The sequence below is a fragment of the Micromonospora sp. DT231 genome (assembly GCF_049847025.1).
GTDB lineage: Bacteria > Actinomycetota > Actinomycetes > Mycobacteriales > Micromonosporaceae > Micromonospora.
The window spans coordinates 25,691-46,205 of sequence record NZ_JBNCNO010000006.1; the positions used below are offsets into that span (position 1 = coordinate 25,691).

21 protein-coding genes are annotated in these 20,515 nt (G+C 70.6%); 2 read left to right on the forward strand and 19 right to left on the reverse strand.

The annotated features are described in order from the left end of the window. Positions 1-13: 13 nt before the first annotated feature. The 13 genes from ACPXBU_RS17035 to glyA all read right to left on the reverse strand — a co-directional run bounded on the left by ACPXBU_RS17035 (position 14) and on the right by glyA (position 11,041). A complete protein-coding gene (locus tag ACPXBU_RS17035; RefSeq protein ID WP_357246350.1) occupies positions 14-469 on the reverse strand; it encodes a DUF2550 domain-containing protein in 456 nt (151 codons plus the stop codon). 12 nt (positions 470-481) lie between these two features. Next, entirely contained in the window at positions 482-763 is a 282-nt protein-coding gene (locus ACPXBU_RS17040) for a F0F1 ATP synthase subunit epsilon (protein WP_357412305.1), read from the reverse strand. 88 nt (positions 764-851) lie between these two features. Next, a complete protein-coding gene (locus ACPXBU_RS17045) occupies positions 852-1,997 on the reverse strand; it encodes an LCP family protein (RefSeq protein WP_393375851.1) in 1,146 nt (381 codons plus the stop codon). A gap of 223 nt (positions 1,998-2,220) precedes the next feature. Further along, a complete protein-coding gene (atpD, locus tag ACPXBU_RS17050) occupies positions 2,221-3,657 on the reverse strand; it encodes a F0F1 ATP synthase subunit beta (RefSeq protein WP_393375783.1) in 1,437 nt (478 codons plus the stop codon). After that, entirely contained in the window at positions 3,657-4,586 is a 930-nt protein-coding gene (locus ACPXBU_RS17055) for a F0F1 ATP synthase subunit gamma (protein ID WP_393375781.1), read from the reverse strand. Before ACPXBU_RS17055 ends, atpD begins: the two co-directional genes overlap by 1 nt. 4 nt (positions 4,587-4,590) lie before the next feature. After that, the gene (gene atpA / locus ACPXBU_RS17060; RefSeq protein WP_393375779.1) at positions 4,591-6,243 is read right to left on the reverse strand and encodes a F0F1 ATP synthase subunit alpha; all 1,653 of its coding nucleotides are present in this window, start codon (positions 6,241-6,243) and stop codon (positions 4,591-4,593) included. A gap of 170 nt (positions 6,244-6,413) precedes the next feature. Then, the gene (locus ACPXBU_RS17065; protein ID WP_425758790.1) at positions 6,414-7,235 is read right to left on the reverse strand and encodes a F0F1 ATP synthase subunit delta; all 822 of its coding nucleotides are present in this window, start codon (positions 7,233-7,235) and stop codon (positions 6,414-6,416) included. Continuing rightward, entirely contained in the window at positions 7,235-7,774 is a 540-nt protein-coding gene (locus tag ACPXBU_RS17070; RefSeq protein ID WP_425758791.1) for a F0F1 ATP synthase subunit B, read from the reverse strand. Before ACPXBU_RS17070 ends, ACPXBU_RS17065 begins: the two co-directional genes overlap by 1 nt. 26 nt (positions 7,775-7,800) lie before the next feature. Further along, positions 7,801-8,043, reverse strand: a complete 243-nt coding sequence (locus ACPXBU_RS17075; RefSeq protein ID WP_357246371.1) for an ATP synthase F0 subunit C — start codon at positions 8,041-8,043, stop codon at positions 7,801-7,803. A 63-nt stretch (positions 8,044-8,106) separates the two neighbouring features. Further along, a complete protein-coding gene (gene atpB / locus ACPXBU_RS17080) occupies positions 8,107-8,904 on the reverse strand; it encodes a F0F1 ATP synthase subunit A (protein ID WP_425758792.1) in 798 nt (265 codons plus the stop codon). Between the two features lie 11 nt (positions 8,905-8,915). Further along, the gene (locus ACPXBU_RS17085; RefSeq protein WP_357246376.1) at positions 8,916-9,152 is read right to left on the reverse strand and encodes an AtpZ/AtpI family protein; all 237 of its coding nucleotides are present in this window, start codon (positions 9,150-9,152) and stop codon (positions 8,916-8,918) included. Positions 9,153-9,333: 181 nt separating this feature from the next. Next, positions 9,334-9,759 carry a hypothetical protein gene (locus tag ACPXBU_RS17090; protein ID WP_425758793.1) on the reverse strand — a complete coding sequence of 142 codons (426 nt, stop codon included), beginning with the start codon at positions 9,757-9,759 and terminating at the stop codon, positions 9,334-9,336. Beyond that, positions 9,752-11,041, reverse strand: a complete 1,290-nt coding sequence (gene glyA, locus ACPXBU_RS17095; RefSeq protein ID WP_425758794.1) for a serine hydroxymethyltransferase — start codon at positions 11,039-11,041, stop codon at positions 9,752-9,754. Before glyA ends, ACPXBU_RS17090 begins: the two co-directional genes overlap by 8 nt. A gap of 35 nt (positions 11,042-11,076) precedes the next feature. Between glyA and ACPXBU_RS17100 the strand changes: the two genes are divergently transcribed. Then, positions 11,077-12,540: an SDR family oxidoreductase gene (locus tag ACPXBU_RS17100; protein WP_425758795.1), complete on the forward strand. Its 1,464-nt coding sequence runs from the start codon at positions 11,077-11,079 to the stop codon at positions 12,538-12,540. A 394-nt stretch (positions 12,541-12,934) separates the two neighbouring features. Here ACPXBU_RS17100 and ACPXBU_RS17105 read toward each other — a convergent pair whose 3' ends face one another. The 4 genes from ACPXBU_RS17105 to prmC form a co-directional block, all read right to left on the reverse strand. Beyond that, positions 12,935-15,049, reverse strand: coding sequence for a transglycosylase domain-containing protein (locus ACPXBU_RS17105; RefSeq protein ID WP_425758797.1), 2,115 nt, complete (start codon positions 15,047-15,049; stop codon positions 12,935-12,937). A 106-nt stretch (positions 15,050-15,155) separates the two neighbouring features. Continuing rightward, positions 15,156-15,767 (reverse strand): phosphotyrosine protein phosphatase, encoded by a 612-nt coding sequence (locus ACPXBU_RS17110; RefSeq protein ID WP_393375761.1) that lies wholly within the window; start codon positions 15,765-15,767, stop codon positions 15,156-15,158. Continuing rightward, positions 15,768-16,415, reverse strand: a complete 648-nt coding sequence (locus ACPXBU_RS17115; RefSeq protein WP_088949923.1) for an L-threonylcarbamoyladenylate synthase — start codon at positions 16,413-16,415, stop codon at positions 15,768-15,770. It lies immediately after the preceding gene. Next, positions 16,415-17,362 carry a peptide chain release factor N(5)-glutamine methyltransferase gene (gene prmC, locus ACPXBU_RS17120; protein WP_425758798.1) on the reverse strand — a complete coding sequence of 316 codons (948 nt, stop codon included), beginning with the start codon at positions 17,360-17,362 and terminating at the stop codon, positions 16,415-16,417. The genes ACPXBU_RS17115 and prmC overlap by 1 nt, the downstream gene beginning before the upstream one ends. Positions 17,363-17,436: 74 nt before the next feature. Here prmC and ACPXBU_RS17125 point away from each other — a divergent pair, with 74 nt between their 5' ends. Continuing rightward, positions 17,437-18,984, forward strand: coding sequence for a diguanylate cyclase domain-containing protein (locus tag ACPXBU_RS17125; protein ID WP_425758799.1), 1,548 nt, complete (start codon positions 17,437-17,439; stop codon positions 18,982-18,984). Positions 18,985-19,035: 51 nt separating this feature from the next. Here ACPXBU_RS17125 and prfA read toward each other — a convergent pair whose 3' ends face one another. Further along, positions 19,036-20,124 carry a peptide chain release factor 1 gene (gene prfA, locus ACPXBU_RS17130; RefSeq protein ID WP_393375754.1) on the reverse strand — a complete coding sequence of 363 codons (1,089 nt, stop codon included), beginning with the start codon at positions 20,122-20,124 and terminating at the stop codon, positions 19,036-19,038. Positions 20,125-20,257: 133 nt separating this feature from the next. Then, positions 20,258-20,482 carry a 50S ribosomal protein L31 gene (gene rpmE, locus ACPXBU_RS17135; RefSeq protein WP_007464546.1) on the reverse strand — a complete coding sequence of 75 codons (225 nt, stop codon included), beginning with the start codon at positions 20,480-20,482 and terminating at the stop codon, positions 20,258-20,260. Positions 20,483-20,515: the final 33 nt, after the last annotated feature.

Consider the following 20,515-nt stretch of genomic DNA (forward strand, 5'->3'; position numbering starts at 1 on the left):
AGCCCAAGCACCCTCAGGCAGCAGGCCAATCCTGGGAGGCCATACGCGGCGAGACCGCCCCCGGAGGAGCGGCCTCGAGCCAAGAGAGGAAACCGGTAACCGTGGACCGCGCCATGGCGATCTCCACCGGTGCATGGTGACTGGTACAGCGGAGGATCACCCAGTCGGCCGGCATGGAGAGCCGTTCCTGACCTTCCGGCAACCGGCGGCGCTCCACGGCCAATCCCTTGCGGGAGAGCACCCGCTTGGGTCGGATCGCGAAGCTGAACATTCGGTACCACCGCAGCTCGTCACCGGCGAACCGGCCGAAGCCGGGCGACCAGCCACGGCCGTCGAGCATTGTGGTGACTCGGACGCTGAGCCGGATGATGCCACCGCTGCGGGTGACCAGGGCTCGCCGGACGAAGAGGGTCAGCAGCGCGCCGAGGATGACGACAACGCCGATCCCGATTCCTTCGACGATGTCCATCCCCGGTGTGGCTCAGCGGCTCTGCGCGGAGACCGGGGTTGCGCTCTCGGCCAGCACGGTGACGCCGTCGGCGCTCACCGAGAGGAAGCCGCCGGCCACCTCGTAGGAGACCTGCTCACCGCCGGCGAGCTTGATGCGGACCTGACCGGGCTCCGCGAGCTGGCCGAGCAGCGGCGCGTGCCCCGGCAGGACACCGAGCTCGCCTTCGGTCGTCCGGGCGACGACCATCTCGGCGTCACCGGACCAGACCTTCTCCTCGACGGCGACGAGCTCGACGTGAAGCTGCTTTGCCACGCTGTCTCCTTGCTGCGGCGACGGATTGCCGAAAGTCTAGCCTGACGCGCACGCGCTCCCCACGCGGGTGGGAGAACCCGTGCCACGACTACTTGGTCTTGTTCAGGAAGTCCGGATGCTCCAGCAGGAAGGGGTCGAGCTGCTCGCTGTGCAGGGCGGTGAAGAAGTCCCGGACATCCGGCTGGAACTGCTCACCGAGGTAGGCACCCCTGCTGCTCTTCAGCTCACCACCGGCAAGCTTGATCATCTGGATGGTGTTGGGGCGGATGTCCTTCAGGGCGAGCCCGAAGTCGACAACGCTGCTGCCCCGGCCGTTGAAGATCAGCGACTGGCCGGCGGCGCGAAGCACCTTGTCCAGCTTGATCGGGTTGGCGACCACGTCGGCGCTGAACGCCTGGCCGACCATGGCCTTGACGAACTGCTGCTGGTGGCGCTGCCGGCCGTAGTCGGAGTCCGGGACACCGTTCTTCGGGTAGCGCTGCCGGACGTAGTCCAGCGCCTGCCACCCGCTGAGGTGTTGGTTGCCCTTCTTGTAGACCGCCTGCGGACCCACGTAACCCTCGCCCCACGTCTTGCCCGGCCGCGCCTTGCCGTCCGGCTGCTTGTGCTCGGACTTGACCTCGCGCTCGATGTACATGTCGACGCCACCCATCGCGTCGACGATCTTCTGGAAGCCGGTGAAGTTGATGATGGCACCCGCGTCGAAGCGCTTGATGCCTGTCACGTTCTGCACGGTGGTGGCCAGCAACTCGAAGCCCCGCGCCGCGTCGGGGTTGGCCCCCGGCACCTTGCTGCCGAACGACATGGCAGCGTTGATCTTCGTGGTCTCGCCGGGGAAGTCGGCCTTCTTGAACTCGGGGATCTGCACGTAGAGGTCGCGCGGCAGGGAGAAGAGGTAGGCCCGGTCCATCGACGCCGGCACGTGCAGCACCATGATCGAGTCGGCGAGCGGCGCGGCCGTCGGCGTACGCGGGTCGATGCCGACGAGCAGGATGTTGAGGGGGCCCTTGATGTCGCTCTTCTTCGGCTGGGCGCCCGCCGCCTGGTCACCGAACAGGTCCGCCTTGCCGACCGCACCCTCGTAGCGGGCCATCAGGGCCTCCGTGCCGACCAGCACCGCTCCGCTGAGCACGACCAGCACGGTGCCGAACACCGTGCAGATCCTCGCCCAGCGCGGCACGCCGCGCCAGACGGATGACTTGCGGCCACGCTTGCCGGCCTTACCCACGAGCAGCTCCGTTCGTTACGCCCACGCGAGGGAAGACGGGCGCACGTCGTCGAAAGGTTGCGAAGATCAACGCTCGTTCGGGTGAGCGTGCGGATAGAACGTATCTCGGGTTTTGGGTACGGACGACCCCGAGTAACGGACCGCGACGATGGTAAGACGCGAAGATGAACAAAAGACTGCCCCGGCGTGGCCGGGGCAGTCTTTTTGGTTGCGGGACGAATCGGGCTTGTCAGCCCTTCATCAGCTCCTCAGCCTTGCGCTCCAGGTCCTCAAGACCGCCGCACATGAAGAACGCCTGCTCGGGGAAGTGATCGTACTCACCCTCGCTGATCTTCCGGAACGCCTCGATGGTCTCCTTGATCGGGACCGTCGAGCCCGGTACGCCGGTGAACTGCTCCGCCGCGTAGGTGTTCTGCGAGAGGAAGCGCTCGATCCGCCGGGCCCGGGCCACGGTGATCTTGTCTTCCTCGGAGAGCTCCTCGATACCGAGGATGGCGATGATGTCCTGCAGGTCGCGGTAGCGCTGCAGGATCCGCTTCACCTCGGTGGCCACCTGGAAGTGCTCGGCGCCGACGAACTCCGGGGCGAGGATCCGGGACGAGGACGCCAGCGGGTCCACGGCCGGGTAGATGCCCTTGTCGGAGATCGACCGCTCCAGGTTGGTGGTCGCGTCCAGGTGGGCGAACGTGGTGGCCGGGGCGGGGTCGGTGTAGTCGTCCGCCGGCACGTAGATCGCCTGCATGGAGGTGATGGCCTGGCCCCGGACGGAGGTGATCCGCTCCTGGAGCTCGCCCATCTCGTCGGCCAGGGTCGGCTGGTAACCCACGGCGCTCGGCATACGGCCGAGCAGGGTGGACACCTCCGAACCGGCCTGCGTGAAGCGGAAGATGTTGTCGATGAAGAGCAGCACCTCCTGCTTCTTCACGTCCCGGAAGTACTCCGCCATGGTCAGCGCGGAGAGCGCCACCCGCAGCCGGGTGCCCGGCGGCTCGTCCATCTGGCCGTAGACCAGCGCGGTCTTGTCGATGACGCCGGACTCGGTCATCTCGGCGATGAGGTCGTTGCCCTCACGGGTGCGCTCACCCACGCCGGCGAACACCGACGTACCACCGAAGTTACGGGCCACTCGGGTGATCATCTCCTGGATGAGCACCGTCTTGCCCACGCCCGCGCCGCCGAACAGGCCGATCTTGCCGCCCTTGACGTACGGGGCGAGCAGGTCGATGACCTTGATGCCGGTCTCCAGCATCTCGGTCTTCGGCTCCAGGTCCGCGAAGGCCGGGGCCTTGCGGTGGATACCCCAGTGGTCGTCCGGGGTCAGGGTCTCGCCCTCTTTGAGGTTGAGCACCTCGCCGATCGCGTTGAACACGTGGCCCTTGACGGCGTCGCCCACCGGCACGGTGATCGGCTCGCCGCGGTCACGCACCTCAGCGCCACGAACCAGGCCGTCCGTCGGCTGCATCGAGATGGCACGGACCAGGTTGTCACCCAGGTGCTGGGCGACCTCCAGGGTCAGCGTCTTCTCACCGCCGGACAGGTTCACCGTCACGTTGAGCGCGTTGAACAGGGGCGGCATGGCGTCGCGCGGGAACTCGGCGTCGACGACCGGGCCGATGACCCGGACCACGCGACCCGTGGCCGTCTTGGTCTCTACTGGTGCAGTCATCACACTTCACTTCCCGACGCGGCCAGCGCGTTCGCGCCGCCGACGATCTCGCTGATCTCCTGGGTGATCCCGGCCTGGCGAGCCGAGTTCATCTCGCGCGTGTACTTCTCGATCATGTCTTCGGCGTTGTCGGTGGCGCTCTTCATCGCCCGCCGCCGTGCCGCCGACTCACTCGCCGCCGACTCGATCAACGCCGCGTAGATCCGCGTGTTGATGTACCTCGGCAGGAGCGCGTCGAGCAGCGCCTCCGCCTCCGGCTCGAACTCGTACGCCGGCAGCAGCCCCTCGGAGCGCGGCCGGTCCTCCACCTGCATCGGACCGATGACCTTGGTGACCGGGTTCTGCGTCATCAGCGAGTGGAACTCGGTGTAGACGATGTGCAACTCGTCGACGCCGAGCACCCCGTCCGCCCCGGCATTGCCGTCGGTGTCGTCCGCACCGGCCGTGAACGCCTTGATCAGCGTCTCACCGACGGTACGGGCGTCCTCGAACGACGGCTGCTCGCTGAACCCGGTCCAGTTCGCCTCGATCGGCCGGTTGCGGAACCGGTAGAACCCGACACCCTTACGCCCGATGACGTAGAGCACCGGCTCCTTGCCGTCCGCCTTGAGCCGCGCGACGAGCGACTCGGCCATCCTGATCGCGTTGGAGCTGTAGCCGCCGGCCAGACCACGGTCGCTGGTGACCAACAGGACGCCGGCCCGCCGCACCCGCTCGCGCGGGGTGAGCAGCGGGTGGTCGATCCGCGCGTTGGACGCCAGCGCCGTGAGCACACCGGTGATGGCCTGGGCGTACGGCAGGGACGCCTGCACCCGGGCCTGAGCCTTGGCGATCCGGCTCGTCGCCACGAGCTCCATCGCCTTGGTGATCTTCTTCATCGACTTCGCCGAGCGGATTCGTTGACGAAGAACGCGTACCTGGGCCGCCACGGGATCAGCTCTCGGCCGGGCGGTCGGTCGCGCCGTCGCGGAAGCGGGTCACCGTCTCGCGGTTCTCGTCGCCCTCAAGCGGTGCGGCCGGCGCGTCGTTGACCTTGCGCTCGTCGTCCTTGTTGAGGAAGACCTGCTTGAACTCGGTGATCGCCGCGTCCAGGGAGCCGACGATGTCGTCGCCCCACTGGTTGTCGGCGATACCGGCCAGCACACCCTCGTGCTTGTGCCGCAGGTACTGGAGGAACTCCGCCTCGAAGCGACGAACCTCGCCCACCGGGATGTCGTCGAGCTTGCCCTCGACACCGGCCCAGACCGAGACGACCTCCTGCTCGACCGGGAACGGCGAGTAGTTCGGCTGCTTGAGCAGCTCGACGAGGCGTACACCGCGGTCGAGCTGGGCCCGGGAGGCCCGGTCCAGGTCGGAGGCGAAGGCGGCGAACGCCTCCAGCTCGCGGTACTGCGCGAGGTTGAGTCGCAGCGAACCGGCGACCTTGCGCATCGGCTTCACCTGCGCGGCGCCACCGACCCGGGAGACCGAGGTGCCGACGTTGATCGCCGGGCGGACGCCCTGGTTGAACAGGTCCGTCTCCAGGAAGATCTGGCCGTCGGTGATCGAGATGACGTTCGTCGGGATGAAGGCCGAGATGTCGTTGGCCTTCGTCTCGATGATCGGCAGACCGGTCATCGAGCCGCCACCCAGCTCGTCGGAGAGCTTCGCGCAGCGCTCCAGCAGACGGGAGTGCAGGTAGAAGACGTCACCCGGGTACGCCTCACGGCCCGGCGGGCGACGCAGCAGCAGCGACACGGCCCGGTACGCCTCGGCCTGCTTGCTCAGGTCGTCGAAGACGATCAGGACGTGCTTGCCGCCGTACATCCAGTGCTGCCCGATGGACGAGCCGGTGTACGGGGCCAGGTACTTGAAGCCGGCCGGGTCGGACGCCGGGGAGGCCACGATCGTCGTGTACTCCATCGCGCCGGCCTCTTCGAGCTGGCCCTTGATCGAGGCGATCGTGGAGGCCTTCTGACCGATGGCGACGTAGATGCAGCGGACCTGCTTCTTCGGGTCGCCGGTGCGCCAGTTGTCCCGCTGGTTGAGGATCGCGTCCAGGGCGACGGTGGTCTTACCGGTCTTGCGGTCACCGATGATCAGCTGCCGCTGGCCCCGACCGATCGGGGTCATCGCGTCGATGGCCTTGATGCCGGTCTGCAGCGGCTCGAACACCGACTGGCGGGACATCACGTTCGGAGCCTGCAGCTCCAGCTCGCGGAAGCCCTCGTTGGCGATGTCACCGAGCCCGTCGATCGGCTGGCCGAGCGCGTCGACCACGCGGCCGAGGAAGGCGTCGCCGACCGGAACGGAGAGAACCCGCTCGGTGCGCTTGACGCGCTGCCCCTCCTCCAACTTGGCGGAGTCACCGAGAACGACGACACCGATCTCCCGGACGTCGAGGTTCAACGCCACGCCGAGCGTGCCGTCCTCGAACTCCAGGAGCTCGTTGGTCATGGTCGAGGGCAGGCCCTCGACGTGGGCGATACCGTCGCCGGTGTCGGCGACGGTGCCGACCTCCTCGCGGGAGACGTCGGACGAGTAGGAGGAGACGTAGCGCTCCAGGGCGCCGCGGATCTCCTCCGTCGAGATGGTCAGCTCGGCCATCCTCTGCTTCCTTAAAATTCAGGGGCCCGGGATACCAAGTACCAACCGGTCCGAATGGCGTCTGTCAATCCGGGCGCTGCGGCGGCGAAGCCCGCCCCAAACGCTGAGGCGGCGAAGCCACCGCATTGCTTGGGCGGCGAAGCCACCGCATTGCTGGACGGCGAAGCCGCTCAGCGCTTCGCGAGCGCGTTGCGGGTCTCGTTGAGGCGGCGCAGGATGGTGCCGTCGTACAGGTCGGAACCGACCCGCACGCTCACGCCACCCAGGACCTGCGGGTCGACCGTCTGCTTGACGGAGACCTCTCGACCGTATATCGCGGTGAGGCTCGCACCCAGTCGGCGCTCGTCCTCGTCACTCAACGGGGCCGCCACGATCACGTACGCCACCTGCCGGTCGCGTCGCTCGGCGGCGAGTTCGACAAGCCGGGTCAGCGCGCCGGTGAAGGAGCGCCCCCCGAACCCGCCGAGGGCCACCTCGACGAGGCGGACGGTGACCGGACGGGCCTTGTCGGCGAGCAGCTCGCGGGCCAGGGTGGCCCGCTGCTCGACCGGGGCGACCGGGTCGGCCAGCGTGTTGCTCAGCGCCGACTGACCCGAGACGACCTGGCCGAAGCGGAACAGCTCGTCCTCGACCTCGCCCAGCTCGCCGGCTTTGTCGGCGCTGGCCAGCAGCGCTTCCACACCGAGGCGCTCGGCGCCGTCGAGCAACTCCGACGGTGCCGACCAGCGGCCGGAGACCAACGCCACGAGCAGGTCGAGCGCGTCGGCGCCGATCCGTCCGCCCAGCATGTCGCCGAGCAGGGCGCCGCGGTCCTCGCCGGAGCGAGCCGGCTCGGACAGGGCCCGGCGCAGCCGCGGCTCACGCCGCAGCAGGGTCGCCACGGAGAGGATGGCGTCGGCGGTGGAGGTCACCGCCGACGGCTCCGCGCCGCGGACGTACGCGTCGAGGCGTTCGGCCGCGACCTTGTACGACTCCCGGCTGGCGGCCTGCATCAGCGGGCCCCCGTGCTCTCGAGGCCGCTCAGGAACCGGTCGACGGTGCCCTTGCGTCGCGCCTCGTCGGCCAGCGACTCGCCCACGATCTTGCTGGCCAGGTCCACCGCGATGGTGCCGACCTCGGCACGCAGCTCACGCACGATGGTGGCCCGCTCCGCGGCGAGCGCGTCCTTACCGGCCTGGATGACCCGGTCGGACTCTTCCCGCGCCTTCGCGAGGATGTCCTGTCGGATCCCCTCGGCGTCGGCCCGCGCGTCGTCACGGATCTTGGCGGCGTCGGTCCGAGCCTCAGCGAGCTGGGCACGGTACTGCTCGAGCAGCTGGTTCGCCTCGGCCTGGGCGGCCTCGGCGCGCTTGATGCCGCCCTCGATCGCGTCGACCCGAGCCTGGAACGTCTGCTCCATCCGCGGGAAGACGAACTTCATCAGCACGAAGCAGAGCACGGCGAAGGCGACAATGCCGACCACGATCTCCTCGGGAATGGGGATGATCGGGTTGTGGTCTGACTCACCACCCTCAGCGGCGAGGAAGTACATGGGTGACCTCCCGGTCGACGAGCGGATTAGAGCTCTCCCTGCCAGATGAAGCCGAAGGCGATGCCGAACAGCGCGAGCGCCTCGATGACGGCGAAGCCGATCCAGACGTACGGCAGGGTCATCCGCGACGACTCCGGCTGGCGGGCGGTCGACTGGATGTAGGCGGCGAACACCAGACCAACGCCGATGCCCGGGCCGATGGCCGCGAGGCCGTAGCCGATGGCGGCGGTGCTGCCAACGACACCTTCTGCGGCGGCGACGTAATCCATTAGTGGTTCCTCCTGGTTATCACGCGTGTCTCTCACGCGGGACGACAACGGATGGTGCGTGGATCAGTGCTCTTCGGCGAGCGCGCCCTGGATGTAGCTGGCGCTCAGCACCGTGAAGACGTAGGCCTGCAGGACGATGACAAGCGCTTCGAGAAGGGTCAGCGCCACGGTCATCACCCAGGAGACCGCCGAGATCGGCGCCAGCCAGGCGTTGGCGTTGATCATCGCGAAGCCGCCCAGCGTGAAGACCAGCAGGAGCATGTGGCCGGCGAACATGTTCGCGAAGAGACGGACGGCCAGTGAGAACGGCCGGATGATGAAGGTCGAGAACGCCTCGATCGGGATCAGCAGCGGCAGGATGTACCACGGTGCCGGCGGGATCAGGGCGTGCTTGAAGTATTTGGCGAAGCCGTGGTGCCGGATGCCGATGTAGTTGAACAGCACGTAGCTGATCACCGCGAGGATCGCCGGGAAGGCGATGTGCGAGTTCGGCGAGATCTGGAAGAACGGGATGATCGCGAATGCGTTGGTCACCAGCACGAAGCAGAACAGCGTCGTGAAGTACGGAGCGAACCGCACGCCCTGGTGACCGATCATGTCGACCGAGATGTTGTTGCGCACGAAGCCGTAGATCGACTCGGCGAACCACTGCTTCTTGGTCGGCACCAGCTTCGGGTTCCGGTAGGTCGCCAGGAAGAAGATGATCAGGACACCGACCGCGATCCAGACCATCAACGTGAACTTGGTGAACCAGTAGGAGTTCTCCACGTCCCAGGGCAGGATGCTGGGCAGGTAGAAGTCCTCCTTGCTAGGTGGGAATTCTGCCTGGCCCGCTGCCAGGACGTTCGCCTGTCCGAACACCGCGTCCCTTCCTAAGTAGGCGTGCCGAGTCGGCGGATGACCAGGATGACTCCCCCGGCCATGCCGAGCACGAAGCCGATCCCGGTGGCGACGCCACCGGTGTCGAGCCACTGGTCGACCAGCCAGCCGATGAAACCCCACACGAGCATGCCTCCGATGAGGTAGCTGAGTGCGGTCCAGCCCTGACCGGCACCGGACGGATAATCGTCCGGTTGACCGGGGGGACGGGGGGTTTGGTCATCAGCCATGACGGGGCGAACGATATCAGCCGGGAAGACGAGGCTGTGCCTCACCCCCCGCACAACCATCGTTGTGTGGGCTTCTCGTGGGCGCCGTCGTCTGTGGGCACGCTACTCCCCTTCCGCCCGTCGGAAAATGACCGGAGGCCGACACATTGCGGCGCGTCCGCTGGTTGGGACGACCGCCGGGTCAGCCGCGCGGTCGGCGAGCGTGCACCGTGGTCAGCCACCAGAGGTGCACCGCTGTCCACACTGCCACTCCGACGACGATGCCAAGGCAAAGAGGGATCAAACCGGGCCACCCGGTCGACGCCACCGCCACCAGCACCGCACCCAACAGGCTGAACTTCAACACGTACAGGCCCAGGCCGAGCGGCAGCAGCAACTGCGGGTTGATCTGGTCGGCCCGGGCCAACACCACGGTGGTGAGCGTGTAGCTGAACACCGTGACGCCCACGCCGGCCGCCGCGCCGAGCGCGGCAGTCACACCGCCGGTCAACCCGCCCACCACCGCGGCGACCGCGGCGAGCGCCGCCGACGCGGCCAACAGCACCGGCAGGTGCCGCAGCCGCCACCGCCGGTCGGTGTCCGGCTCGACCACCCCGGGCTCAGCCACGGGGGTACGCCGGAAACGCCGCGACCAGCTCGGCCACCTCGGCACCGAGTCGGGTCAGCTCGTCGGCGCCGCCCGGCGCCCCGGGATCGGTGCGCACCGCGCGGGCGATCAGGGTGGCCACCTGCCGCAGCTCCCCCTCCCGCATGCCCTGGGTGGTGACGCTCGGGGTGCCCACCCGCAGACCGGAGGCCACCATCGGGGGCTGCGGGTCGTACGGGATGGCGTTCTTGTTGAGGGTGATCGACGCGGCGTCGCAGCGTCGCTCGGCCTCCGCGCCGGTCACCCCCATCTCGCGCAGGTCGATCAGGGCGAGGTGGGTGTCGGTGCCGCCGGACACCTGACGCATCCCCTCGTCGGCGAGCCCGGCCGCGAGCGCCTGGGCGTTGCTGACCACCTGCCGGGCGTACGTCTGGAACTCCGGCTGGGCGGCCTCGCGCAGGGCGACCGCCTTGGCCGCGACCGCGTGCATCAGCGGACCGCCCTGGGTGAACGGGAAGACGGCCTTGTCGATCCGCTGCGCGAGCGACTCACGGCAGAGGATCATGCCGCCGCGTGGGCCGCGCAGCACCTTGTGGGTGGTGGCGCAGACGACGTCCGCGTACGGCACCGGGGACGGGATCGCCCGGCCGGCCACCAGGCCGATGAAGTGCGCGGCGTCCACCATCAGGTACGCCCCGACCTCGTCGGCGATCTCCCGGAACCGGGCGAAGTCGATCAGCCGGGGGTACGCGGTGGCGCCACAGATGATCAGCTTGGGCCGGTGCGTCCGCGCCAGATCGCGTACCTCGTCGTAGTCGATCAACTCGGTGTCCGGCCGGACCGGGTAACCGACCGCATGGAACCACTTGCCGGAGAAGTTCACCCGGCTGCCGTGGGTGAGGTGCCCACCGTGCGGCAGGTCCATCGCCAGCACCGTGTCCCCCGGCTGCACCAACGCGGCGTACGCGGCCAGGTTGGCGCTCGCCCCGGAGTGCGGCTGGAGGTTGGCGTGCTCGGCACCGAAGAGCTCCTTGGCCCGGGCGATGCCGATCTCCTCCGCCCGGTCCACCTCGGCGCAACCGCCGTAGTAGCGCCGGCCCGGGTAGCCCTCGGCGTACTTGTTGGTGAGGGTCGAACCGAGCGCGGCAAGCACCGCCGGCGAGGTCAGGTTTTCGCTGGCGATGAGCTGCAGGCCACCCCGCAACCGGTCCAGCTCGCCGAGGACCACCCCGGCGATCTCCGGGTCGGTGGCCCTGAGCTGGGCGAAATCCGGCCCCCAGAAGGTGCTCGTCTCGGTCTCCACAGCGAACGAGTCTAAGGGGCCGCAGACTGGACCTCGTGAGATGCCTCGTGACCGGAGCCACCGGATACATCGGCGGGCGGCTGACGCCGCTGCTGCTCGCCGAGGGTTACACCGTGCGGTGCCTGGCCCGGAAGGCGGTCCGGCTGCGCGACGTGCCCTGGGCCTCGGCGGCCGAGATCGTCGAGGGGGACCTGAGCCGACCGGACACGTTGCCCGCCGCCTTCGCCGACGTGGACGTCGCCTACTTCCTTGTGCACTCCCTCGGCCGGCCCGACTTCGAGGCGGCCGACCGGACGGCGGCGACGAACTTCGCGGCGGCGGCGCGCGCGGCCGGCGTACGCCGGATCGTCTACCTGGGCGGGCCGGAGCCGGCGTCCGAGGCCGAGGTCCCCTCCCCGCACCTGCGGTCCCGAGCCGAGGTGGGCCGGATCCTGCTGGGCAGCGGGGTGCCCACCGCCGTGCTGCGGGCCGCGGTGATCATCGGGTCCGGCTCGGCGTCGTTCGAGATGCTGCGGTACCTGACCGAGCGGCTGCCCGCCATGATCACCCCGCGCTGGGTCCGCAACCGGATCCAACCCATCGCGGTCCGCGACGTGCTGCGCTACCTGGCCGGCTGCGTCGCGCTGCCGCCGGAGGTCAACCGGGGCTTCGACATCGGCGGACCGGACGTGCTCACCTTCCGCGAGATGATGCAGCGCTACGCCCGGGTGGCCGGGCTGCGCCGACGGATCATCGTGCCGGTCCGCCCGCTCACCCCGTCGCTCTCCTCGCACTGGGTCGGCCTGATCACCCCGGTGCCGAACGCGATCGCCCGCCCCCTGGTGGAGAGCCTGATCCACGAGGCGGTCGCGCACGAGCACGACATCGCCAGGTACCTACCCGACCCGCCCGGCGGGCTGACCGGCTTCGACGACGCGGTGGCGCTCGCGCTCGCCAAGGTCCGGGACGCCCAGGTGGAGACCCGCTGGTCGACCGCGAGCGGCCCGGACGCGCCAGCCGAGCCGCTGCCCAGCGACCCAAAGTGGTCCGGCGGCAGCGTCTACACCGACGTGCGCGAACGGGCGGTGGACGCCCCACCGGCGGCGCTCTGGCGGGTCATCGAGGGGGTCGGCGGCGAGCACGGCTGGTACTCGTTCCCGCTCGCCTGGTCGGTCCGCGGCTGGCTGGACCGTCTGGTCGGCGGGGTCGGGCTCCGTCGGGGCCGACGCGACCCGCACCGCCTCCAGGTCGGTGAGGCGCTGGACTTCTGGCGGGTCGAGGAGATCGTCCCCGGTGAGCTCCTGCGACTGCGCGCCGAGATGCGGCTTCCCGGCCGGGCCTGGCTGGAGATGCGGGTGCTGCCCACCGACGGCGGGCGCAGCCGCTACCAGCAACGCGCGGTCTTCCTGCCCCGCGGGCTGAGTGGCCACGCCTACTGGGGGTCGGTCGCCCCCTTCCACGCGGTGGTATTCGGCGGCATGGCCCGCAACATAGCCCGCAACGCCGAACAAGCCCCCTGACGCGCCACCTCCCCGCCCCTGCTCCCCGCCCCTGCTCGCCGCCCCTGCTCCCCGCCCCTGCTCGTCGCCCCTGCTCGCCGGCCCCACCCTCCCGCGCCCCGAAAGCCCGTCCCCGCACCCCGCGCCCCGGAACGCCCGGCGCCCCACACCCCGCACCCCGGCACGCCCGGCGCCCCACACCTCGCACCCCCGCACCCCCGCGCCCCCGCGCCCCCGCACCCCCGCACCCCCGCACCCCCGCGCCCCGCGATCTTGCACTTTCTGTCGCGACAAAAGCTGCATATGCGAACCAATCAGCAACACAAAGTGCAAGATCGGCGTGGGCCAGCGGGGTGGGGCGGGGTGGGGTGGGGTGGGGCGGGGCGGGGCGGGCCGGGGTGGGGTGGGGGGATGGTTAGTTGCCGGTGCGGGCTCCGGTTAGTTGGAGGGCGGTTCGTTCGCTCGGCGGGACGAAGTCGCGCACCGGTTGGCCGCGCAGGGCTGTGGAGAGCACCTCGCCGACCGCGTCCACCATCCGGGCCTGCACGGCCTGACCGACCGCGTCCCGGGGGTCGTCCGGGTTCGCCGCCATCGAGGCGATCGCGAGCTGCGGCGTGAACGCGACGACAGTCTCCGTCTCGTACCGTTCCGAACTGCCGGTCTTGCCCGCCACCGGCCGGCCGAGCCGCGCCCGCAGCCCGGGTGCGGTGGCACCGTCGCAGCGCCCGTACATCGACTGGTCGCCGACCGGGCAGCGAGCCGCGTCGGTGGCCGCCCGAGCGACGTCGACGTCGAGCACCTGGCGGCAGTCCGGTTTGGCGGCGTCGACCGGCCGGCCGCCCGCGTCGGTGATCGACACCACCGGCAGCGGCGCGCACCAGGTCCCCTCGGCCGCCACCGTGGCGTACGCGGTGGCCAGGTCCAGCGGCGTGGTCGCGGCGACGCCCAGGGTGAACGCGCCCCAGTCCTTCGCGCCGTACCGGGCCAGTCGGGCGTCGGCGTCGGCCCGCAGCACGATGCCGAGTCGCTCGGCCATCTCCACCACCCGGTCGGCGCCGACCTTCTCGGTCAACCAGGCGAAGTACGTGTTCACCGACCGGCCGAAGGCGCTCCACATGGTGCGCGGGCCATCCATCGAGGACGGGCTGGCGTTCGAGGGGCACCAGTGGCCGTCACAGCTCGCCTCCCCGGTCACCGGGAAGCGGGTGAGCAACTGGGTGGGCGCCACGAAGTCGGTCGACAGCGGCAGGCCCGCCTCGAGCGCGGCCAGCATCGTGAAGAGCTTGAACGTCGAACCGCCCTGGTATCCCTCGATCGCACCGCCGCCGCCGATCAACTGGTTGACCGTGTTCGGGCGGTTCTTCTGCCCGACGGGGTTGTCCCGCACGCTGTAGGTGCGGTTCACCGACATCGCGAGCACCCGCCCGGTGCCCGGTTGCACCACAGCGGTCGGCACCGCCTCGGCCGCCGACGGCTGGTAGATCTTGCGTACCTGCTCGGTGGTGGCCCGCTGCACCCCCGGGTCCAGCGACGACACGATCGAGAACCCGCCCCGGCGCAGCGTGCGCTGCCGCTCGTCGGCGGTCGCCCCGAACGCGGACTGGCTGCTCCACCAACGGGTGAACCAGTCGCAGAAGAATCCCCAGTCGTTGAGCGCCTCGGGCACCGCCGTGCAGTCGTTCGGGGTCGCGCTCGGCCGTAGCTGCAGTGGCTCGGCCCGCGCCGCCGCCGCCGCGTCCGCCGACACCTGCCCCGACTCCACAAGCCGCTCCAGCACGTACGACCGCCGCGCCAACGCGCTGTCGGCGTCGCCGTTGATCGGGTCGTCGCTGTCCGGCGACTGGACCAGACCCGCCAGCAGCGCCGCCTGGGCCAGGGTCAGCTTTGCCGGAGACCGGGAGAAGTAGCGCTTGCTGGCCGCCGCGATGCCGTACGCCCCGGCACCGAAGTAGGCGATGTTGAGGTAGCGGGTGAGGATCTCCTCCTTGTCGAGTTCGCGTTCCAGCGCGAGCGCGTACCGCATCTCCTGGAGCTTTCGGGCGGTGGTGACCTCGGTGGCGGCCACCCGCTGCGCCTCGGTCAGCCGGGGATCGCTGCTGAGCACGTTGCGGACGTACTGCATGGTCAGCGTGGAGGCGCCCTGCCGGGTCTGCCCGTCCCGCTTGTTGACGGTGAACGCGCGCACCACGCCCCGCAGGTCGACGCCGCTGTGCTTGTAGAACCGGACGTCCTCGGCGGCCACGATGGCCTGGCGCATCACCTGGGCCACCTCGCGCAGCGGCACGTCCACCCGGTCCTCCTGGTAGAAGGAGGTGATCAGGGTGGTGCCGTCGTTGGCGTAGAGGTTGGAGCGCTGCGCGGTGGGCGGCGTCCGCAGTGTGTTCGGCAGCTCCGCGTACGGCGTCGACAGGGCGCTGAAGCCGATCCCGAACACCAGGGCCACCGGTAGGGCGGCTGCGGCCAGCACGAGCCCGGCCAGCACTCCGGCGATCACCACGGTCAGCAGTTTGTCGAGATGGGCCCGGATCATCAGCTCTCCCCGCAGGAGCCGGTCACGCTAGGACCCGTTCAGAATGACCCGGAACGCCGCTTTCGCCCCGGGTTTTCCCCAAACCCGGAGGAAACTCGCACCGCGCTCAGGGCAGCAGTGCCCCGGCCAGCGGGTGAACCGCCTCCTCGATCTCGTCGGCGACCCGACTGAAGCACTGGTCCCCACGGCCCCACGGGTCGTCCAGATCGTCCGTGGCCAGCGCCGACGCGCCCAACCGGGCGTCGTGGGCCGCCGCCACCAGGGCCACCCCCCGGGCGTACACGGCCTCCGGGGTCGCGTCACCCGGCGGCAACGCGGCCGCGTCCACCGCGGCCAGCAGCCGACCGAACTCGCCGAGCACGAACGTGCGGGCCGCCGCGTCCGGCCGCAACGCCACCACGTAGTCCTGCTGGTCGGCGGTGGCGGTCAGCACCAGGTCGGCGGCGTCGATGTGATCCGACCGCAGCTTGCGCGCCGTGAACCCCTCGACCTCCCCACCACGGGCGGCGACCTGCCGGGCAGCCGGCGGATTCATCTCCTCGCCCGCGTGCCAGCCACCCGTGCCGGCACTGTGGCTGTGCACCAACCCGTCGGCCTGGGCCGGGTCCTGCGCACGCCGCGTCAGCCGCTCCCGCACCGCGAGAGCGAGCAGCCGCTCGGCCATCGGGGAACGGCAGATGTTGCCCATGCAGACGTGCAGGACCGTGAACGGGGGCACTCAGACCGCCCGGCCGTCGATGAGGTCCGGCACGACGTCGCGCAGCTTCTCCAACGGGATCGCCCCGGCCCGCAGCAGTTGTGGCACCTCGCCGGTCAGATCCACGATCGTGCTGGGCACCGGGTCCGGGCAGGGCCCGGCCTCCAGGTAGGCCCGCACCGAGTAACTGAGCTGGTCGCGTGCCTCCTCGGCGGTCACCGCGGCGGGCTGGCCCGTCTTGTTGGCCGACGAGACCGCCATCGGGCCGGTCTCCCGCAGCACCTCCAGGGCCACCGGGTGCAGCGGCATCCGCACCGCCACCGTGCCCGTCTTGTCGCCCAGGTCCCACTGGAGGCTCGGCGAGTGCTCGACCACGATCGTCAGCGCACCCGGCCAGAACGCCTCCACCAGGTCCCGGGCGGCAGTGGGCAGCGAGAAGACCAACCCGTCCAGGGTGTGCCGCGAGCCGATCAGCACCGGCGGCGGCATCTGCCGACCCCGGCCCTTGGCATCCAGCAGTGCCTTGACCGCGTACGGGGTGAACGCGTCCGCGCCGATCCCGTAGACGGTGTCCGTGGGTAGGACGACAAGCTCGCCGTTCTTGACCGCCTCGATGGCCGCAGCGATGCCGCGGTCCCGATCGGCGGGCGACCGGCAGTCGTAGAGCATCACGAGGAGTCAGTCTGCCACGCCACCCCGATCGGGGCGTGCTGGCCGTCCGCCCGTCGGGACGCGGTGGCGTAACGGGGACGTCCGGCGAGGTCCAGATGCGCCGTGACAGCCGTGAACCCGCCGTCCTCGGCCAGCAGCGCGGGGACCGCCGCGCCGTGGGTGTCGTCGTGCTCCACGCCGAGAACACCGCCCGCGCGCAGCAGCACCGCCGCCCGGCTGACGACGGGACGGATCACCGCCAGACCGTCCGCGCCGCCGAAGACCGCCTCCGCCGGATCGTGCCCGGCCACCTCCGGCGGGACCACCACGTCGTCCGGCACGTACGGCGGGTTGCAGAGCAGCACGTCCACCGCGCCGACCAGCTCCGCCAGCAGGCCCGGCGCGGTCACGTCCGCCTCGACCACCTCGATCGGCCGGTCCCCCGCCCCGGCCCGCTCCGCCGCGTTGCGCCGCAACCAGGCCAGCGCCTCCGGGGACCGCTCCACCGCGATCACCCGCGCCCCGGGCAGCTCCTGAGCCACCGCGAGGGCGATCGCGCCCGAGCCGCTGCAGAGGTCGACCACCACCGGGTCGGTCCGGCCCCGGGCCTGCTCGACACCCCAGCCGGCCAGCAGCTCCGTCTCCGGCCGAGGCACGAAGACACCCGGGCCGACCGACAGGTCGAGGTGCCGGAACCCGGCCCGGCCGGTCAGGTGCTGCAACGGCTCCCGCGCGGCACGCCGACGCGTCAGACCGTCCAGCCGCGCCACCTGCTCGCCGCTGAGGTCGTCGGCGAGCGCCAGCCGACCACGGGGCACCCCCAGCACGTACGCGGCCAGCACCTCGGCCTCCACCCGGGCCGAGCCGACCCCGGCGGCGGCGAGTGCGCGGGCCACCCGAGCCACCGCTGCGGACGGGCGGACGGGGCCTGTCCCTTCGGGGGGGTGTTGCGGCAGAGTGGTCACGCGATAATCATGATGCGTCGCGGGCGGCGCGACCAACGGGTGCGCGGACGGCGCACACGACAGGAGGTTGGCGGGTGGGCTGGCTCGACCGGGTCGATGACCAGGTTGATGCCCTCATGCGCGCCCGGGCACTGCAGGAGGCCAGTCGCTCCGCGGAGTCGTACGTCCTGCTGGAACGTGTGATCCGCACCACCACCGACCCGGCGGCGCGGGCGGACGCGATGGTGCAGCGCCTCTCCGCACTGATCAATCTCGGTCGGACGGCGGAGTTCACCCGGGCCATCGAGGAGGCGTCGGCGGCCGTCCGCGATCTCGCCGAGCCGTACCTGCACGGGCACCTCAACGCGCTCGCCGCCCTCGCCGCACACCACCAGGGCGCACTTGACCGCTGCGTCACGCACCTCGTCCGAGCCGCCCGCGCGCTGGGCGCCGTCGAGGACCCGGACCGGGACACCGCCTGGGGCTGGCACGACCTCGCCATGGCGTACAGCTATCTCAGCTTCCACGGGTACGCCCTGGGCGCCATCGAACGGGCCCGGCAGCTCGGGCTCGTCGCCGGGATCCCCGAGGAGACGTTCGCCGCGCCGGGCATCCGGCTGCGCAACGCCGTTGCCCTGGACCACAACGGCGACAGTGACGGCTGCCTGCGGGTGCTCCGGGACGTGGCCGCCGACCTGGCCCGCTTCGTACGCTCCGGGCGGGCCGGCCGGCTGCGCCCGAGCAGCCTCGCCGCGTACGGCTACGCGGCGGCCCGCCAAGCCGCGCTCGGTGACGAGGTGGAGACGGACGGGAAGTCCGGGCCGGCCCGCCTGATGAGCCACGGTGGGGACAGCTCCCGTGCCCGCGACATGCGTCAGCTCGGGCAGGTGTGCCTCGCCGTCGCGGCCGGACGGCCGATCGAGGCGGTCACCCGGTTGGACACCATCCACGTGTCCAACGAGACACTCGGGGCGGCCGAGCCGGCCCGACTGCGCAGCATCGCGCTGGCCCGTGCCGGCGACCACGCGGCGGCGCACCGAGCCGACCGACTGGCGTTCCGGCTCGCCGCCCAGCGCAACGATCGGCTGCGCGACGTCTACATCGACGGCATCGCCGCCCGGATCGACCACGAGGAGATGCGTCGCGAAGCGGCGCGGTTCGAGGGCGAGGCGTTGACCGACCCGCTCACCGGGCTGCCCAACCGACGCCGGTTGGAGCGCTACATCACGGCGGTGGTCACCCGAGGCGACCGGGTGGTGATCGGTGTCTGCGACCTGGACGGCTTCAAGGCGGTCAACACCCGCCACGGGCACCACTCCGGCGACCTGGTGCTCCAACGCGTCGCCGGAGTCATCAACCGGGTGATGCGCCGGGGTGACTTCGTGGCCCGCTACGGCGGCGACGAGTTCGTGGTGGTGCTGCCGGACACCGGCATGCACGAGGCCACCGAGGTGGCCCGCCGGATCGAGGCCGCCGTCCGACTCGAAGACTGGGAGTCACTGGTGCCGGGGACCCCGGTCGGGGTGAGCATCGGCTTCGCGGAGGTCTCCGGCGGCGGCGGGTTGCGAGACGCGCTCAGCGTCGCCTTCGAGCAGGCCGACCGGGAAATGCTCCGCGCCAAGTCCCGCCCCCGCGCAAGCTGACCGCCCGCGCACCCGCGGCGGCGCGTCCGGCCGGACGGCCGCCGGGTGCGGTCAGCGGCGGGTCAGTTCGGTGTCGCCGGCCAGTCGGGCGGCGCGGTCGGCCTCGGCGAGCGCGTCCAGCACCCCGTCCAGGTCGCCGGCGAGCGCCAGGTCCAGGTTGTACGCCGTGTAGCCGATCCGGTGGTCGCTGATCCGGTTCTGCGGGTAGTTGTAGGTGCGGATCCGCTCCGAGCGGTCCACCGTACGCACCTGCGCCTTGCGGGCGTCCGAGGCGGCGGCGTCGGCCTGCTCCTGGGCGGCGGCGAGCAGCCGGGCCCGCAGGATCCGCAGGGCCTGCTCCCGGTTCTGCAACTGGGACTTCTCGTTCTGGCAGGAGACGACGATGCCCGTCGGCAGGTGGGTGATCCGCACCGCCGAGTCGGTGGTGTTCACCGACTGGCCACCCGGGCCGGACGAACGGAACACGTCGATGCGCAGATCGTTCTGGTCGATGGTGACGTCGACGTCCTCGGCCTCGGGCAGCACCAGCACCCCGGCGGCGCTGGTGTGGATGCGGCCCTGCGACTCGGTGACGGGAACCCGCTGCACCCGGTGCACGCCGCCCTCCCACTTGAGTCGCGACCAGACGCCGTTGCCGCCCTCCGGCACACCCTTGGTCTTGATCGAAAGGGAGACGTCCTTGACCCCGCCGAGGTCGGAATCCTGCGCGTCGATCACCTCGGTGATCCAACCGTGCCGCTCGGCGTAGCGGGTGTACATCCGCAGCAGGTCAGCGGCGAAGAGCGCCGACTCCTCGCCCCCCTCACCGGCCTTGATCTCGACGATCACGTCCTTGGCGTCGTGCGGGTCGCGTGGGATGAGCAGCTCGGCGAGGCGCTCCTCGAGCGCGGGCACGGACCCGGCGATCGACTCCGCCTCGCCCGCGAACGACGGGTCCTCGGCAGCCAACTCACGAGCCGCGGCCAGGTCGGCGCGGGCCTGCTCCAGCTCACCGGCGGCCTTGTGCAGCGGCACCAGCTCCGCGTAGCGGCGACCCACCCTGCGCGCGGTGGCCTGGTCGGCGTGGATGGCCGGATCGGCCAACCGCTTCTCCAGCTCCGCGTACTCGTCGAGGAGACCGGCCAGACGCTCGCTGCTCATGCTGCGGATGCTCCTTCGACGGTGCGACGCCGGCCGGGCCGGGCCGAAGGCCGGCCGCCGGGTGCGTAACAGGGCACAACGCGTACGGCGCCCGCGTCCGGTGGGAAACCGGACGCGGGCGCCGAACGAGGAGTTACTTGGCCTTCTTGGCCTGAACCTTGGCGTACTTCTGCTGGAACTTCGCGACCCGGCCGGCGGTGTCGAGAACGCGCTGCTTACCGGTGTAGAACGGGTGGCAGGCGCTGCAGGTCTCGACGTGGATCGCCCCGCCCTTGGCGGTGCTGCGGGTCGTGAACGTGTTGCCACAGGAGCAGCTGACCTCGGTGGTCACGTACTCCGGGTGGATGTTTGCCTTCATCTCGCCTCGGTCCTCTCGTTGGTGGTCGCCGGG

Excerpts from the sequence above, each read along its gene's own strand:
- ACPXBU_RS17035 (WP_357246350.1), bottom strand. The coding sequence starts at position 469 with ATGGACATCGTCGAAGGAATCGGGATCGGCGTTGTCGTCATCCTCGGC.
- atpD (WP_393375783.1), bottom strand. The coding sequence starts at position 3,657 with ATGACTGCACCAGTAGAGACCAAGACGGCCACGGGTCGCGTGGTCCGG.
- atpA (WP_393375779.1), bottom strand. The coding sequence starts at position 6,243 with ATGGCCGAGCTGACCATCTCGACGGAGGAGATCCGCGGCGCCCTGGAG.
- ACPXBU_RS17065 (WP_425758790.1), bottom strand. The coding sequence starts at position 7,235 with ATGCAGGCCGCCAGCCGGGAGTCGTACAAGGTCGCGGCCGAACGCCTC.
- ACPXBU_RS17070 (WP_425758791.1), bottom strand. The coding sequence starts at position 7,774 with ATGTACTTCCTCGCCGCTGAGGGTGGTGAGTCAGACCACAACCCGATC.
- ACPXBU_RS17075 (WP_357246371.1), bottom strand. The coding sequence starts at position 8,043 with ATGGATTACGTCGCCGCCGCAGAAGGTGTCGTTGGCAGCACCGCCGCC.
- ACPXBU_RS17085 (WP_357246376.1), bottom strand. The coding sequence starts at position 9,152 with ATGGCTGATGACCAAACCCCCCGTCCCCCCGGTCAACCGGACGATTAT.
- ACPXBU_RS17105 (WP_425758797.1), bottom strand. The coding sequence starts at position 15,049 with ATGATCCGGGCCCATCTCGACAAACTGCTGACCGTGGTGATCGCCGGA.
- ACPXBU_RS17115 (WP_088949923.1), bottom strand. The coding sequence starts at position 16,415 with ATGCTCTACGACTGCCGGTCGCCCGCCGATCGGGACCGCGGCATCGCT.
- prfA (WP_393375754.1), bottom strand. The coding sequence starts at position 20,124 with ATGAGCAGCGAGCGTCTGGCCGGTCTCCTCGACGAGTACGCGGAGCTG.
- rpmE (WP_007464546.1), bottom strand. The coding sequence starts at position 20,482 with ATGAAGGCAAACATCCACCCGGAGTACGTGACCACCGAGGTCAGCTGC.